The organism is Pseudomonas sp. BIGb0381, from assembly GCF_024809815.1.
Lineage (GTDB): Bacteria > Pseudomonadota > Gammaproteobacteria > Pseudomonadales > Pseudomonadaceae > Aquipseudomonas.
In genome coordinates this window covers 1-17,272 of sequence record NZ_JANUEN010000018.1, presented here as the reverse complement: position 1 = coordinate 17,272, position 17,272 = coordinate 1, and the positions used below count along the sequence as shown (strand labels likewise).

Annotated in this window: 4 protein-coding genes; all 4 read left to right on the top strand. The window is 63.8% G+C overall.

Annotated features, from left to right (window positions below):
- Positions 1-136: 136 nt before the first annotated feature.
- The 4 genes from gspE (at position 137) to M2397_RS28825 (ending at position 16,866) form a co-directional block, all read left to right on the top strand.
- Positions 137-1,555 (top strand): type II secretion system ATPase GspE, encoded by a 1,419-nt coding sequence (gspE, locus tag M2397_RS28840; protein WP_131700675.1) that lies wholly within the window; start codon positions 137-139, stop codon positions 1,553-1,555.
- A complete protein-coding gene (gene gspF, locus M2397_RS28835) occupies positions 1,555-2,766 on the top strand; it encodes a type II secretion system inner membrane protein GspF (RefSeq protein ID WP_131700676.1) in 1,212 nt (403 codons plus the stop codon). Before gspE ends, gspF begins: the two co-directional genes overlap by 1 nt.
- 473 nt (positions 2,767-3,239) lie before the next feature.
- Positions 3,240-4,421, top strand: a complete 1,182-nt coding sequence (locus tag M2397_RS28830) for a substrate-binding domain-containing protein (RefSeq protein ID WP_090405738.1) — start codon at positions 3,240-3,242, stop codon at positions 4,419-4,421.
- A 205-nt stretch (positions 4,422-4,626) separates the two neighbouring features.
- A complete protein-coding gene (locus M2397_RS28825; protein WP_259244908.1) occupies positions 4,627-16,866 on the top strand; it encodes a filamentous hemagglutinin family protein in 12,240 nt (4,079 codons plus the stop codon).
- The last annotated feature ends 406 nt before the right edge of the window (positions 16,867-17,272 follow it).

The following is a 17,272-nucleotide window of genomic DNA, read 5'->3' as shown; positions in this document are numbered from 1 at the left end:
TGCGACGATTCGACTTGCCCCCGATAGCGGTGGGTCAGTTTGTACACCTGTGGCTGACACACCCTCATCGGGGGCAAGTCGAATCGTCGCACCGCCCCTCCCACATTTGCACTGTATATTCCTGTGGGAGAGGGGTATGAGCCTGCTGCCCTACGCCTGGGCCAAATCCCAACGCATCCTCCTGCGCCCCGGCGAGGACGGCATGCTGCTCACCGTCTGCCCCTCCACCCCCGGCTGGTCGATCAGCGAAGTGCAGCGCCAGTTCGGCCAGTCGCGGGTTGAGCAGGTACGCGACGACGAACTCGACGGCCTCCTCGCCAGCGCCTACGCCGACACCGGCAGCGCCGCCGCTGTGGTGGGCGCGGCGGAGAACGAAGTCGACCTCGACCGCCTGATGCAGGACATGCCCGAGATCACCGACCTGCTCGACACCCAGGATGGCGCGCCGGTGATCCGCATGATCAACGCCTTACTTACCCAGGCGGCGCGGGACGAGGCCAGTGATATTCACATCGAGCCGTATGAAACCCATTCGGTGGTGCGCTACCGCGTCGACGGCACCCTGCGCGATGTGGTGTCGCCGCGCAAGGCGTTGCATGGCGCGCTGGTGTCGCGGATCAAGATCATGGCCCAGCTCGACATCGCCGAAAAACGCCTGCCCCAGGATGGTCGTATCGCGCTGCGCGTGGCCGGGCGGCCGATTGATATTCGTGTGTCGACGGTACCCACCGGGCACGGCGAGCGCGTGGTAATGCGCTTGCTCGACAAACAGGCCGGGCGTTTGCAGCTGGAGACCCTGGGCATGGAGCCGCAGTTGCTGGCGCGCCTCGACACCTTGATTCGCCAGCCCCACGGCATCGTGCTGGTCACCGGGCCCACGGGCAGCGGCAAGACCACCAGCCTGTACGCGGCGTTGGCACGGCTGGATGCGAGCACCAGCAATATCCTCACCGTGGAAGACCCGGTGGAATACGACCTGCCGGGCATCAGCCAGATCCAGGTCAACGCCAAAATCGACATGACCTTCGGCCTGGCGCTGCGGGCGATCCTGCGCCAGGACCCGGACATCATCATGATCGGTGAAATCCGCGACCTGGAGACCGCGCAAATCGCGGTGCAGGCCTCGCTCACCGGGCACCTGGTGCTGGCGACCCTGCACACCAACGATGCGGTATCGGCGGTCAACCGCCTGATCGACATGGGCGTCGAACCGTTCCTGTTGGCCTCGTCACTGCTGGGCGTCCTGGCGCAACGCCTGGTCCGCCGCCTGTGCCCGCATTGCAAACAGGAAGACCCCGCCGCGCCTGGCACCTGGCGCCCGGTGGGCTGCGCGCAGTGCAATCAGATCGGCTACAGCGGGCGGACCGGTATCCATGAATTGTTTTGCGTCGACGACGAGGTGCGCAGCCTGATCCACCAGGGCGCCGGCGAGCAGGATCTGCGCGTGGCGGCGCGCCGTGCGGGGATGTTCAGCATGCGTGAGGACGGCGAGCGCTGGGTACGCAGCGGCGCCACCGCGCCCGAAGAAATCCTGCGCGTGACACGGGACGCCTGATGAATCGCTACCGCTATGAAGCCGCCGATGCCAGCGGCAAAGTCGAGGCCGGGCACCTGGAGGCCGACAGCCAGAGCGGAGCGTTTGCGGTGCTGCGCAGCCGTGGTTTGACCGCGCTGCTGGTGCAGGTCGAGGGCGGTCAGCAAAGCGCCGCCGGCAGCAGCCTGTTCAGCGCCAAACTGTCGGACAACGACCTGGCCTGGGCCACGCGGCAACTGGCGAGCCTGCTCGGCGCCAGCCTGCCCTTGGAGGCGGCATTAAGCGCAACGGTGGAGCAGGCGGAGAAAAAACACATCGCCCAGACCCTGGCTGCCGTGCGCGCCGATGTACGCGGCGGCATGCGTTTGGCGGATGCGTTGGCGGCACGGCCACGGGATTTTCCGTCGATCTACCGCGCACTGATCGCGGCGGGGGAGGAGTCCGGTGACCTGGCCCAGGTGATGGAACGCCTGGCCGACTACATCGAGGAACGCAACAACCTGCGCGGCAAGATCCTCACCGCGTTTATCTACCCCGGCGTGGTCGGGCTGGTGTCGATCGGCATCGTGATTTTTTTGCTCAGCTACGTGGTGCCTCAGGTGGTCAGCGCGTTTTCCCAGGCGCGCCAGGATCTGCCCGGGCTGACATTGGCGATGCTCAATGCCAGCGACTTTATCCGCGCCTGGGGCTGGCTGTGTTTCGGCGCCATCGTCGGTGGTTTCTGGGGTTGGCGCCTGTACCTGCGCAACCCCGTGGCACGCCTGAACTGGCACAGCCGCGTGCTGCGCTTGCCGCTGATCGGGCGCTTTGTGCTGGGCCTGAATACCGCACGATTTGCCTCGACCCTGGCGATTCTCGGCGGTGCCGGCGTGCCGCTGTTGCGGGCGCTGGAAGCGGCGCGGCAAACCCTGTCCAACGAGCGCCTGAGCCAGTGCGTCAACGATGCCACGGCCAAGGTGCGCGAAGGCGTCAACCTGGCCCCGGCGCTGGCGGTGGAAAAGGTCTTCCCGCCGGTGCTGATCCACCTGATCGCCAGCGGCGAAAAAACCGGCTCGCTGCCCCCGATGCTGGAGCGGGCGGCGCAAACCTTGTCGCGGGATATCGAACGGCGGGCCATGGGCATGACGGCGTTGCTGGAGCCGCTGATGATCGTGGTGATGGGCGCGGTGGTGCTGGTGATCGTGATGGCGGTGCTGTTGCCGATCATCGAGATCAACCAACTGGTGACCTGAACACACCAAAAAACCAATGTGGGAGGGGGCTTGCTCCCGATGACGGTGTATCAGCTACCACTGAGCTGACTGACCCACCGCCATCGGGAGCAAGCCCCCTCCCACATTGGACCCTGTCTGTTCAGTTCATTTTGGGGCTGGCCGATATCGCCGGCCCTCAACCTCGGGTTCCTCATTCCGTCACATCCAGGCCCCGCGTCACAGCCCGCGCCGCCTTGACGAAACCCACGCTGAAACCTCGCTGTCACCTGCCGCCAAACTGCTCAAAACCGTGACCAAAACACCCGAGAATCTTTTTAAAATCAAGCCCTTCCTCCCGAGGTTTTTTCCTATAACCGTCATCGGAAACTGCGACTTTCTCTCCATGGTTTTCACCCCCGGCCACCCCCGCAACATGGCTTGGGACCGAAGCCATGGCGTCATGCAAGAGCCATCTACCCCAAACGTACAAACACGACGAAAGGAGATTCTTCATGTTTAAGCGCAACGTTCTCGCGGTATCCATGACCCTCGCTGCACTGTGCTCGGCACAGGCTGCAATGGCTGACATCAATGGTGGCGGCGCAACCCTGCCGCAAAAACTGTATTTGACGCCGGAAGTATTGCCTGCCGGTTTTGCCCCGTATATCGGTGTGGGCAGCGGCAAAGGCAAAATCGCGTTTCTGGAAAACAAGTACATCCAGTTCGGCACTGACACCACCAAGAACGTGCACTGGGCCGGTAGTGATTCGAAGCTGACCTCGACAGAGCTGGCCACCTACGCTACCGATAAAGAGCCGGGCTGGGGCAAACTGATTCAAGTACCTTCGGTTGGAACCGCGGTTGCCATCCCTTTCAACAAAAGCGGCACTGCGGCTGTTGACCTGAGCGTCAACGAGTTGTGCGGCGTGTTCTCGGGCCGTATTGCTGACTGGAGCGGCATCACCGGTTCTGGTCGTACGGGTGCGATCAAATTGGTTTACCGCAGCGAAAGCAGCGGCACTACCGAACTGTTCACTCGCTTCCTCAACGCCAAGTGCACGGCTGAAACCGGTACCTTCAACGTCACCACCACCTTCGGCACCAGCTACACCGGTGGCTTGCCTACCGGCGCCGTTTCCGCCACGGGTAGCCAAGGTGTGATGACGACCTTGTCTGGCACCGACGGCGGGATCACCTACATGAGCCCTGACTTCGCCGCGCCAACGTTGGCCGGTCTGGACGACGCGACCAAAGTTGCTCGCGTGGGCAAGAACGTCGCCACCAACACCCTGGGCGTTTCGCCAGCCGCCGCCAACGTCTCCGCCGCCATCAGCGCAGTACCGCTGCCTGCCACAACCGCGCGTGGCAACCCTGACGCCTGGGTGCCGGTGTTCGGTGCAACGACGGGCGGCGGTGTAGTGGCCTACCCATCGTCGGGCTACCCGATCCTGGGCTTCACCAACCTGATCTTCAGCCAGTGCTACGCCGACGCCACCCAGACCAGCCAAGTGCGAGAGTTCTTCACCAAGCACTACGGCGCATCCGCGAACAACGATGCGGCTATCGAAGCCAACGCGTTCGTACCGTTGCCATCCAACTGGAAACTGGCTATTCGCGGCAGCTTCCTGACCGCCAGCAACGCCCTGAGCATCGGCAACACCAACGTCTGCAACGGTAAAGGTCGTCCGCTGTAACCCACGCTTTCACCGACCTGCAACACCTGATCAGCAACGGCCTGTGCCGTTGCTGGTTTTTGCGTTTGTACGGGTTTTCGATCCGCTATCAGGCCTTTATGAACTTTGCATGACAGAAGTTCAGTCCCGCCCCTCGCCAACCGCCTAACCCTCATACGTGAGCCTGTCTTGCTCCCTGCGTGATAACAAAGAAGGAAGATCCCCGATGGTCCGCTGCAAATCACCGGTAAACCTGAAAGCCCAAGAAACTGTCCTGCGCCTCAAGCCCCTGGCCCAGGCCATTGCCTTGTTGATGGTGGCGGGCAATGCCCATGCGGCCACGGCGTTCAGTTCCAGCTGGTTTGCCGAGAAAGGTGCGAGCCAGGCGACGACGGCGGCGCGGATCAGTGCCGGGCAGGTGCCGGGGGTTCCTTCGCTGAACCAGCAGGCGTGGGTCAACCAGCAGTTGGCGCGTTCCATCAGCACCTTGAACACCAGCGTCGCGGCGATTGCGGCGCAGCAGGCAGCGCAAGCGGCGGGACGCCAGGCGGCGTTCGGCCAGGTCTCGACGATTCCCGATGGCCTCGGCAAAGGCGGCCTGCAGGTGGATAACAGCCTGACCCAGGGCTGGACCAACGCCAAGGGCCCGACCCAAACCCAGTCCGGTGGCAAGACCACGGTGAGTATCGAGCAGACCGCCGACAAGGCGATCCTCAACTGGGAGACGTTTAACGTCGGGCGCAACACCACGGTGGATTTCCAGCAGCAGTCCAGTTGGGCGGTGCTCAACCGCGTCAACGACCCCGATGCACGACCGAGTGAAATCCAGGGCCAGATCAACGGCGCCGGCACGGTGATGATCGTGAACCGCAACGGCGTGGTCTTCAGTGGCACCAGCCAGGTCAACGTACGCAACCTCGTTGCCGCCGCTGCGAACATCACCGACCAGCAGTTCACCCAGAGCGGTATTTACGTGGATGGTAACGGCACCCAGCCGACCTTCACCGACGCGGCGGGCAAGGTCGAGGTGCAGCGCGGTGCGCTGATCCAGACCCACAACCCGGCCACTTCGACGGATGCGGGCGGCTATGCCTTGTTGCTGGGTGCGGAAGTGGACAACGCCGGCACTATCAGCACCGCCAAGGGGCAGACCACCCTGGCCGCCGGCGACAGCTTCTACATCCGCAAGGGTGTCGGTACCACTGGCAACGACCGCTCCACCACGCGCGGCAATGAAGTGGCGACCAGCCTCAAGGCTGGCAGCAGCGCCGGCAAGGTCAGCAACAACGGTCTGATCATGGCGTCCACCGGGGACATCACCCTGACCGGGCACCAGGTGCAGCAAAATGGCGTGGCCCTGGCCAGCACGTCGGTGGACACCCGTGGCACGATTCACCTGCTCAATTCCGCCACCGATACCACCGGCAGTGTGACCCTGGGCGAGGGCAGTACCACTTCGATCCTGTTGGACAGCAGTGGCAGCACTGCGCTGAACAGCCAGCAAAGCAATGGCCTGATCAAGCTCGACGGCATGCCCGCCAACTTGATCACCGGGCAGTTCAACAACCTCAGTGCGGTGGCCGACCGTACCGACCAGTCGCGCATCGAGATCGTCAGCGGTGGCACCGTGGATTTCCAGAAAGGCTCGATCACCCTGGCCACCGGTGGGCAGGTCGCGGTCAGTGCCGCCGGGCGTAGTCTGGTGCGCGATGGGGCGATGATTGATGTATCCGGGGCTGTCGGCGTCAAGGTGTCGATGGAGTCCAACAACATCAAGATCAACGTACAGGGCAACGAGCAGCGTGACGCGCCGGTCAACCGTGAAGACGGGAAGCTGATCAACAACGATGTGTGGGTCGACCTGCGCGATCTGGTGTTTGTGCCCGCAGGCACCAACGGCTATGCAACGGATCGCTGGTACACCGCCGGCGGCCTGCTGGAAGTCGGTGGTTACCTTGGCACCCAGGGCCACTCGGTGGGTGAGTGGATGGCCCAGGGCGGCACCGTGACGTTTACCGGCAAGGATGTGGTGACTCAAAAGGGCGCGCAGATCAACCTCTCGGGCGGCACCGTGGACGTGCAGGCCGGGTATATCCAGCAGACCTGGCTCAAGGGCCCGGACGGGCGCCTGTATGAGCTGTCCAACGCGCCGGGGGACATTCTCTATTCCGGGTTCTACAAGGGTTATGAAGACACCAGCAAGCGCTGGGGCCAGACCGATTACTACTACAACCCGATGATCGCCAAACAACGCCGTTTCGAGAGCGGTTACACGGTGGGCCGCGATGCGGGCAAGCTGGTGGTCGGCACCACCAGCGCGGTGCTGGAAGGCCAGGTGATCAGTAATGTGTTCCAGGGCGATCGCCAGACCCAGGCGCCGAACATCAACCTCGACGGTTACCAGCAATCCCAGAAGGCCATGGCCCAGCGCGCGCAGTTGATCATTGGCGGGTACACGCCGGTCTACAACAAGACCACCGGCACCCTGCGTTATGCGCTGACCGGCACTGCCGATGAAGTATTGATTGACCGCAACACGCAGAAAATCGCCGATGGCCTGGACCTCACCACCGCATTGCCGGCGGATCGCCAGGGCAAGATGGTGCTCGACAGTGATCAGCTCAATGGCTATCAACTGGGGGCGATCAAAGTCGGCGTCACGCAGAAGATCACCGTCAAGGGTGCGCTCAATGTGGCGGACGGCGGTGAGATCACTCTGTTTGGGCCTGAGGTCAACATCAACGCCAACCTCACGGCCCATGGCGGCACCCTCAACGCGGGCAACATCCTCAATCAGGTTAATCTCAACTCCGGCAATACGGTCGGCGATGTGATCCTCGCGGGCAGCGGGCGGGCCGATGTGGCGGCAGGCGTCAAGCTGGACGCCACCGGGCGTTGGAACAACCTGATGCTGGGCCCGAACAACCGCGAAGGCGTGGCGTATGTGAACGGCGGCAAGGTATCGCTGCGCGGCACCGGCAACGTGAACCTGGCGGCCGGCAGCGTGGTGGATGCGTCTTCCGGGGCCACCCTCGGCGTGGATGGCAAGCTCACCGGCGGCAAGGGCGGCGACGTGACCTTGGGCGCGCTCGGCTCCTTGGTGCTGGACGGCGAGATTCGCGGCTATGGCGTCAATGGCGGCGGCACCCTGGCGTTGCAGGCGCTCAAGGTACAGATCGGCGAGAGCGCCACCGCGCCCGACGTCGGTACCGTGCAACTGTCGGGCGATTTCTTCAACAAGGGCTTCTCGGCCTATGACATTACCGGCAACGAAGGCCTGCTCGTCACGAATGGCACTCAGGTGGATGTCACTACGCCGGTCTACCGTTTGGGCGAGCAGACGCTGGCCGCGCCGAGTGGCAGCGACCCCGCCACGGCCTTGGAGCGCTGGACGCCGGCGCTCTACCAGGAAAACCCGACCCAAGGCGTGCTGACCCAGCGTCGCGGTGCCAGCCTGACGCTGACGGCCGGCTCCAAGGATTCCACCGCCGCACAACTGGCGAGCACCGCTCTGACCGTGGGCCAGGGTGCGGTGATCAATGTCGACCCCGGCCAGGGCATCAACCTGCGCAGCGTTGGTCAGTTGACCCTGAACGGCAGCCTGAATGCCTGGGGCGGCAGTGTCAGCCTGGGTGGCCTGAACCTGGCGCCGCAGGCCTGGGAACAGCCGATTGCCGCCGGTCATGACCGCTCGATCTGGGTGGGCGAGAACGCGCTGATCGACGTTGCAGCGCGCGCGGTCACGGCGGTGAGCAACCGAGGCAGCGTGTATGGCCAGGTCCTCAATGGCGGCAAGATCAGCATCGGTGGTGATATCAACCTGGCCACCGGCATTGCCAGCGCCGGCGATGTGTTTGTGGTGGTGCGCGAAGGCGCGCGCCTGGAGGCGTCCGGTGCCCAGGCGGTGCTGGATGTTCCAGGCCAGGGTCGTGTGCCGGTCGCCAGCAATGGCGGCAGCATCAGTTTTGCGTCCAACAATGGTCTGTACCTGGACGGCAGCTTTGTCGCGCGTGCCGGGGGCGCCGGCGCGGCGGGCGGCAGCTTGTCGCTGGCGCTGGAAAGCCCCTATTACGCGAAAAACGCGGTGAACGACCGGGTGCTCAAGGTGCGCGAGCTGGTACTCAGCCAGACCCATCAACCTGGCGCCTTACCGACCGGCGCCAGCCTGGAGTACGGTCACGGCCGTCTCGGTGTCGACCAGATCACCGCTGGCGGTTTCGACAACCTGGCCCTGCTCAGCAACGGCTTGCTGAGTTTCGACGGCGATGTGTCGTTGAACATGGGCCAAAGCCTGCGGTTGTACAGCGCCAGTTACAACCTCAGCGAGGGGGCGGCGGCCAATTCGCGGGTCAGCCTGTCGGCGCCTTACTTGCTGCTGGCCGGCATTCTTGCGCCTGCGCAAAGCAGTAAGGAAGCCTATGTGCGTGCGGTGCCGCTGCTGCCCAATCCGTCGCCGCTGACAACGGCGGCGCAGTTGCGTGCCAGCGCCAACTTGATCGATGTACGCGGCAATGTGGTGTTTGGCAACAAGAGCAACGTGCCGCTGGCGAATAACGCTCAGGTCGCGGTCGAGCGTCGCGGGTTCGACAATGTGCAACTGACCAGCCAAGGCGACCTGCGCTTCCTGGCCGGTGCCGATGCGAATGTGATCTCACAGGGCATCAGCACGCAACTGGTGACCAGCGGCGACATGACCCTGCGCGCCGCGCAGCTGTACCCCGCGACGGAAGTCGGGGCGCGCGTGCTGGCGGGGTTTCAGAACGAGAACTCGGGTTTTGACCCGACGCGCACATTGAGTATCGAACGCATCGGCGACGCCACAGCCGCTGTACCGTACTCGGCCTTCGGTCGCCTGCAACTGGGCGGTGCCAATATCCGCCAGGGCGGCGTGGTGCGTGCGCCACTGGGGCTGATCGAAGTCGGCATCCTGACGTCGGGCAAGGTTGAACTGTTGCCGGGTAGCCTGACCTCCGTGAGTGGCAAGGGCCTGGTGCTGCCTTACGGCGGCACGGTGGATGGTCAGGTCTATATGTACAACGGCAAGAAAGTCACATTCGTTGGCCAGGGCGCAACGGATAACAGCGGTGGTTTGTATATCGGGATGGTATTGGGTGGGCAGTCGGTGGCGGTGCAGCCGGAAGCAACGGTGGATTTGTCCGGCGGTGGCGAATTACTCGGGGCTGGGTTCATTTCCGGACGTGGCGGCTCTACGGATGCGCGCCTTAACCCGTTGGTGCAATTCGGCGCAAATGGCGGTTTTGTGTTGCCGGGCCTGAGCACCAACCCGATCTACGCGATTGTGCCGGGTGTGCAACCCGGCTATGCGCCGGTGGCGCCAGAAGGCGGTGCGGTAGATCCGTTGATCGGCCAGCAAATCAGCATCGGTGCCGGTGTGCCGGGGCTGGCAGCCGGTACCTACACCCTGATGCCTTCCACCTACGCGCTGATGCCGGGCGCGTTCCGGGTGGAGATCAACGGGCTGGCGGGGCTCGGCGGCGATGGCTCGACCCAACCGTTGCGTAATGGCTCATGGGCCAGCACCGGGCGCCTGTCCATCGCCAATACCGGCATCGGCAACAGCCTGTCCAGCCAGGTTATCCTGACCTCCGCCGACACCTTGCGCCGATACTCTCAGTACAACGAAACCGGTTACGCCCAATTCGCCGTGGCCGATGCAGTCAGGCTTGGCGTGCCCCGTGCCTTGCTGCCCGTGGATGCCAGGACCTTGCAACTGGCCTTGCGTCCGGGGGCGGGCGCGCAGGCCTTCTCGTTCGATGGCACCGGTCGCTTCGAGGCCGCTGACGGCGGTTATGGCGGTACCGTGGCACTGATCAATAAAGACGGCGGGATTGGAAGAGATATCGAGATCGTGGCGACCGGCAAGGGTGCCAGCGAGGGCTTTAACGGTGTCAGCGTGCATGCGCAAAGCCTGAACGCCCTAGGCGCTTCACGTTTGTTGATTGGCGGGATGACGGTGGTCAATTACGGCCAGGCCGGTAATTACATTAACGTCGCTGGTGGCACCACCGGCGCCATTATTCTACGTGACGGTGCCCAACTGACAGCGCCGGAAGTGCTGCTGCTGACCGGCATCGGAAGCATCGTTGTCGAGCAAGGTGCCTCGATCAACACCATTGGCCGTGGCAAGGCCAGTTATGACGCCCGTGACGGTTTTGTCTATAACGTGGGGAACATGCTGGCGGTGTCCAACGGTTTGCTCAACGTAGTCGCCGCGCCGTCATTGGGCGAAGTCATCAGTGGGGGCATCCAGTTAGGCGTGTGCAACAGCGCGCCCTGCAGCGGCCAGACAGCCCTGTATTCCGAAGGCAGCATCGTTACCTTGACCGACAGCTCCCTGCAGATGGGCGATGATGTGCGCTATGGCACCCGCCACCTGAACCTGGGTGTGTCCAGCATCAACGTCGGCAGCCCCGAAGCCCTGGCCGATGCAGCCGCCAACAATCGCCTGCCGGTGGGCATGACCCTCAACCAGCAAGTGCTGGAACGCCTGCTGCGCGGTGACACCCAATTCGGCGCCCCGGCGCTGGAAACCCTGCAACTGTCGGCGCGTGACAGCTTTAACTTCTACGGCACCACCACCCTGGACACTTATGACGCCGTGACCGGCAAGTCGTTGCTGAGCAACCTGATGCTGTCCACGCCGGCGATCTACGGCTCTGGCGGCTTGAACGACGTGGCGACTATCCACACCGCCAACCTGATCTGGCAAGGTGCCGTCGCGCCGCCTGTGGCGGCGGTGACCGGCGGTGCCGGCAGCGGCAGCGGGCGCCTGGACATCAATGCCGAGCGTATCGAATTCGGCTATGGGGATTTTGCCCAGCCGAGCACGACCAAGACCTTCGACCGCCTCGCCCTGGGCTTTGCCAACGTCAACCTCAATGCCAGTGAGCGCATCACCGCCAACCACAAGGGTAGCCTCTCGGTGTACCAGAGCCAGGGCGCGTTTGATGCGATCAAGGGCTTTGCCTACAGCGGCGGCAACCTGAATATCCTCACGCCGCTGATGACCGGTGAGGCCGGTTCGGTCAACCGTATTACCGCCGGTGGCGCGATTGATGTCAGCGCCTCGGCTGGCGCAGTAGGCAAGGTGGATGGCATCGGCGGCGAATTGTCATTGCAAGGCGATAGCCTTCGCCTGGCCACTGCCGTGGTACTGCCCAGCGGCAAGGTCACCTTGGGCGCGCGGGGCGACGTGCTGTTGACCGATGCCGCCTCGATTGATGTGTCCGGCCGGGCCATTGCCTTCAATGACTTGACCAAATACAGCGCAGGCGGCGAGGTTTTGCTGGAGAGCCGTGCCGGCAATGTGCAGCAGGCCGCCGGTTCGACCATCGACCTGTCGGCGCAGCACAACCAGGCGGGCAAGTTGCGCGCGGTGGCGGTGGACGGCGCTGCAGGGATCGTCGACCTGGCAGGCAAGATCATCGCCGGCAGCAGCGGTGACTACGATGCCGGTGGCACGCGGGTGCCATACCTCGCGGGTGCGGTGGAGATCCAGGCCCAGCGCCTGGGCGGCAGCGGTACGCTCAGCGACCAGTTCGCAGCGCTCAACCAACGCCTCAACCAAGGCCAGGTTTACGGTGCGCGTAGCTTCCAGCTCAAGCAGGGCGACCTGACCATCGGCAATGACGTCAAGGCCAACAGCGTCAACGTCTCGATCGACAATGGCAGCCTGCGCGTGACCGGCCTGGTGGATGCCAGCGGCGAGCGCGTGGGCAGCATAAACCTGGCCGCCAAGCAGGGCCTGACCCTCGACGGCAGCGCCGTGCTGGACGCCCATGGCACACAATTGCGCGTGGACAGCTACGGCAAGATCATCGATTCGCCTAACCGCGCCATCGTGGTCCTCAGCTCAGGCCAGGGCCAGTTGACCCTGGCCAACGGCGCGCGCATCGACCTGCGCCATGGCACCGAGGCCGCGACCGGCAATGACGGGCGCAGCCGTGGCACGCTGGAACTCAACGCGCCGCGCGTGGGCGGCAATGACATCGCCATCGACGCCCGTGGGCCGTTGACTATCCAGGGCGCGCGTTCGATTGCGCTCAACGGCATGAGAACCTATGACGATGCCCCGACCAACACCGATAAAACGCCCAATGGGCGCCCGTACCAAGTGATTGATCAGGACTACCTCACGAAAGTCGTTGATCCAGCAAATACGAATTTCATCAACGCCGCGCGTGTTAACAGCAACTTGCTGCAGAAGCTCGCCGGCTTGAACAACGCCACGTACGGCGATGTGTTCCACCTGCGCCCCGGCGTAGAGATCATCAGCAAAACCCCGGATGGCGACCTGGTGGTGCAGGGCGATCTGGACCTCTCCGGCTATCGCTACGCCAGCCTTAAATCAACGGCCAAGACCGAGTCCGGCAGCCTGACCCTGCGCGCCGGTGGCGACCTGAATATCTATGGCAGCATCAACGATGGTTTTGCCGCGCCACCGGCCACCGACGATGACAATGGCTGGGTGCTGCGCGCCGGTATCGACTACACCGGTGGCACCGTGGTGGTACCGGGCAGCGGCGTGACCCTGGAGGTGGGCACCGTGTTCCCTGCGGGCGCTGCGCTTAATTTCGATGTACTGACTAACCCCCTGTTTCTGCCGGCGGGCACCCGATTGCCCGTCGCGGCTACGCTCAAACAACCGTTGGTACTCCCGGCGGGTACGGTGTTGGCGGCGGCTGTTCGGGATGCCTCGGGCAATGTGCTGTTCGCGGCGGGCACGTTGCTGACTCAGAGCCAGACCCTCGCCATCGGCAGTGTCCTGGATGCCGGCAGCCTGTTGAGCACGTCAGCCAGTGTCGACGGCTTGATCTGGCCCAAGGGCGTGCCATTGGCCACCAAGGTGACCCTGGCCGCCAGCCAAGTGCTGCCCCGGGGCGCCCTGTTGCCGTCGGGGACAGACGTGAAGCTGCCGGGCGGCGTGGAGTCGGTGGCGTTGCGTGACGCCGGCCATCCGGGCAAAAACTGGGCAATTGCTCCCATGCTGGAGGAGGGTGCGCAGTCGTGGTCGATTCGCCTGGTTGCGGGGGCCGACACTGAGGCAGCCGACAGTCGCCTGCTGCAACCGCATCCGGTAAGCGGCAATCTGCGATTGGCGGACAGTCATTATGGTATGTACGGACAGGCAGCTGTGGTCTGGACCGAAGAGGGGTCCGTCGGCTGGTTTGGCGATGACAGCATGACGGGGCAGCCTATTGATTTTGCTGGTATTAACTACCCGGAGGTGTGTACTGATTTTCCTGAGTTCTGCTCCACGCAAGGTGATGGCTATACCCTGGTTTCGGGTAGCAGCACCCGCTTCAGCGTAATACGTACCGGTGCAGCGGATCTGGATCTGCTGGCCGCCGGTAACCTGAGCATGGAGTCGCTGTTCGGTGTCTACACTGCCGGCAACGCATCCGCCGGCACCTCCGCCAACGCCCCCTATAATCTCAAGCGCGCCTTGGGTAGCAATGACAAGGTTCTCGGGGACGCAGGGGCGAACGAAAAGCTGGTCAATGGTGGCACTGACAGCCTGTACCGCGCGTGGTACCCGGAGATGGGTGGCAATTTGCTGGTTAAAGCGGGTGGCAACCTGACTGGCAATATCACCAGCCCGTCGCTGATTAGCATCGGGCGTCCGTTAGGCGATCTCGGTGTGGACTCAACCAACGTCGGCAACTGGTTGTGGCGTCAGGGTAATGGCCTCAGTGGCAGCCAGGCGCAAGCCACCGCCTGGTGGATCAATTTTGGTTCCTATGTGGCAAGCCAGCGGTCGGACCAGATGGTCGGGTTCACCGGGTTCGGCACCTTGGGTGGCGGCAACCTCAATGTTGATGTCGGCGGCGATGCAGGGATCATCAGCCCTGTGTCGTCAACAGCCCAGAACGTCAGCGCCCGCAGCCAAGGCCTGGTATTGGCCGTCGGCAGCACCGGCCGCGTCGCCACCGATGGCAGCGTCCAACTGACCGGTGGCGGCGATCTGAACCTGCGGGTCGGCGGAGCGTTAAACCCAGCCAGCCAGATCAACACAGACCACCTCAATGGCGCACTGGTGAATACGCGAGGGCATGTACAACTCACTGGCGGCGCTCTGGGTAGCCTGACGCTGCTGTATGGTAACCAGGCCAGCTACCAGAGCCCGAGCGAAGTGCGCGCCTACGATCCGCTGCGTTCCACGTCCGCCAGGGCGGCTGGTGGTTTGAGCCTGTTGCCGGGTGACGCTACTTTCAGTCTGGCCACCCGCGGTGACCTGGTGTTGCAGGATGTCGCCGACCCGGGCCGCGCGCCGCAAGTCAACGCGTTGGCCTACGCGAGCGGTGGCATCAACGGGATTGGACACAGCTGGTTCAGTCTGTGGACCGACCGCACGGCGGTGGACCTGTTTTCCGCCGGGGGCAACCTCACGCCCCTGACCCAGACGCTGGACACCGACATGGCAGCCGTCTATCCCGCCACCTTGCGCGCCGTCGCCGCCAGCGGCAGCCTGTATTACGGCCGTGCATCAAGCGGTGACCCAAGTACGGTGCCGCCGCTCAGGGCAATGGTGCTGGCGCCTTCGGCCAACGGGCAACTGGAACTGCTCGCCGGCGACTCGATCTACGGCGGCGACCTGCCCATCAGCCGCTCCAGCGCAGCCCCGCAAAGCCTGGCGACGATTTTGCACCCGGCGTTTCTCGGCTTCCTGAGCAATCAGATCCCGGTAAGCGGTAGCGGTAATCTGTCCAGCGATGGCAGCAAAGCCACCTTCATGGTTTCCCCGCTGTTTGCCTTTGGCCCCAACACGGTCAGTATGGCCTGGGGTGACGCCCTGGAACCTGCACGTTTCTATGCGCTGAGCGGGGACCTGCTGGGCGTCAACAGTGGGCGTGCCCTCACGATTACGGGGGCGGGTGACGCTCGGTTCGGGCAAACCTTTTACGAAGGCGCAGGCCCGGTGTGGATGCAGGCCGGGCGCGATATTGTCGGCAGCGGCACGCGCTTGAGTGGTGCCAGCGGTGGTGTCACGGACACGGGGCAATACACCTTCATCGGCAACCTGTTCGTACACAACAGCCCCACCGATATCTCCATCGCCAGCGCCGGCCGCGACATCCTCTACAGCAGCTTCAACGTTGCCGGCCCCGGCACCCTGGAACTGACGGCGGGGCGCAACATTCAGATGGAAGACAAAGTCGCCGTGAACAGCCTGGGTGCTGTGGCGGCGGGCGACAGCCGCCCTGGCGCAAGCATTGTCATGCAAGCCGGCGCGGGCCTCAACGGCCCGGATTACCGTCGCTTCGTCGAGGCTTACCTAAACCCCGCCAACCTGGCGCAATCGGGTGAGTCGTTGCAGGGCAGCAAAGTCGCCAAGACCTACGAGAGTGAACTGGTGTCTTGGCTCACCGAACGCTTCGGCTTTGCCGGCGACAGCGAACAGGCCCGTACCTACTACGCCGCACTGCCCGCCGAACAACAACGGATCTTCGCCCGCGACGTGTACTTCGCCGAACTCAAGGCCGCCGGCCGTGAGTACAACCAGGACGGCAGTGTGCGCCAGGGCAGCTATGTGCGTGGTCGTGCTGCGATTGCCCGGTTGTTCCCCGAGACCGACGTGGCCGGCAACCCGATCACCTACAAAGGCGACATCACGATGTTCGGCGGCGCGGGCGTGCACACCAACTTCGGTGGCTCGATCCAGATGCTCACGCCGGGTGGCCGCCAGACGTTCGGCATCGAAGGCGCCGCACCGCCGTCCACGGCTGGGGTGATCACCCAGGGCGCTGGAGATATCCAGCTGTACTCCCTGGGCAGCATCCTGCTCGGCCAGAGCCGCATCATGACCACCTTCGGCGGCTCGATCATGGCCTGGACCAGCGAGGGCGACATCAACGCCGGTCGTGGCTCCAAGACCACCGTGGTGTACACGCCGCCCAAGCGCGTCTATGACAACTGGGGCAACGTGAGCCTGTCGCCGTCGGTGCCGAGTACCGGTGCGGGGATCGCCACGCTCAACCCGATCCCGGAAGTGCCGGCGGGGGATATCGACCTGATCGCACCGATGGGCACCATCGATGCGGGGGAGGCGGGCATTCGGGTGTCGGGCAACGTCAACATCGCCGCCTTGCGGGTGGTGAACGCGGCGAATATCCAGACCCAGGGCAAGTCGTCCGGGGTGCCGGTGTCGGCCACGGTCAACACCGGCGCCATGAGCTCGGCCAGCGCAGCGGGGGCGGCGGCGTCCCAGGCCGCAGAAGACGCGGCGCGCAGCCAGCAGGCGGCGGCCAAACAGGGCCGGCCGTCGATCATGACCGTGGAGGTGCTGAGCCTGGGCAGCGAGCCGGTGCCGCGCGATCCGGAGCCGCAGCAGAAAAACTCCAGCTACAACCCCAACAGCCCGGTGCAGGTGCTGGGTGCGGGGCCGCTGAGTGAACAGGCGCGGGCGCGGTTGACGGATGAGGAGCGTAAGCAGATCAGTTTGTAGAACTTTAGAAGGACCTCTCGATGTACCGTTCGGGGCGATCAGTGATCGCCCCATTTTTTTGGCGGAAGCAGAAGGGTGGCGAGCTTATAGCCGAGCGGTATTGGGGGGGGCTCGGTTAAAACTGTGGAGGCGACGATTCGACTTGCCCTGTGGAGGCTCGGGAGCCGACGACTCTCTAACGGGTGCCCTGGGAGTGAAATGTGGGAGGGGGCTTGCTCCCGATGGCGGCCTCTGGGCCGACCATTTGCTGGGGTTGGAATGAGTACATATCCGTTGCTGCGGTAACGGCGACTTAGGGTTCCGCTCTTACAGCGGGTCACTTTTGGAAGAGCGCCAAAAGTAACCAAAAACGCTTCGCCCCAACACTCGGCACCTCGCCTAGGCTCGGTGTGCCCTCACTCCGGCT

Coding starts and splice junctions, on each gene's coding strand:
- gspE (WP_131700675.1), top strand. CDS start 137: ATGAGCCTGCTGCCCTACGCCTGGGCCAAATCCCAACGCATCCTCCTG.
- gspF (WP_131700676.1), top strand. CDS start 1,555: ATGAATCGCTACCGCTATGAAGCCGCCGATGCCAGCGGCAAAGTCGAG.
- M2397_RS28830 (WP_090405738.1), top strand. CDS start 3,240: ATGTTTAAGCGCAACGTTCTCGCGGTATCCATGACCCTCGCTGCACTG.
- M2397_RS28825 (WP_259244908.1), top strand. CDS start 4,627: ATGGTCCGCTGCAAATCACCGGTAAACCTGAAAGCCCAAGAAACTGTC.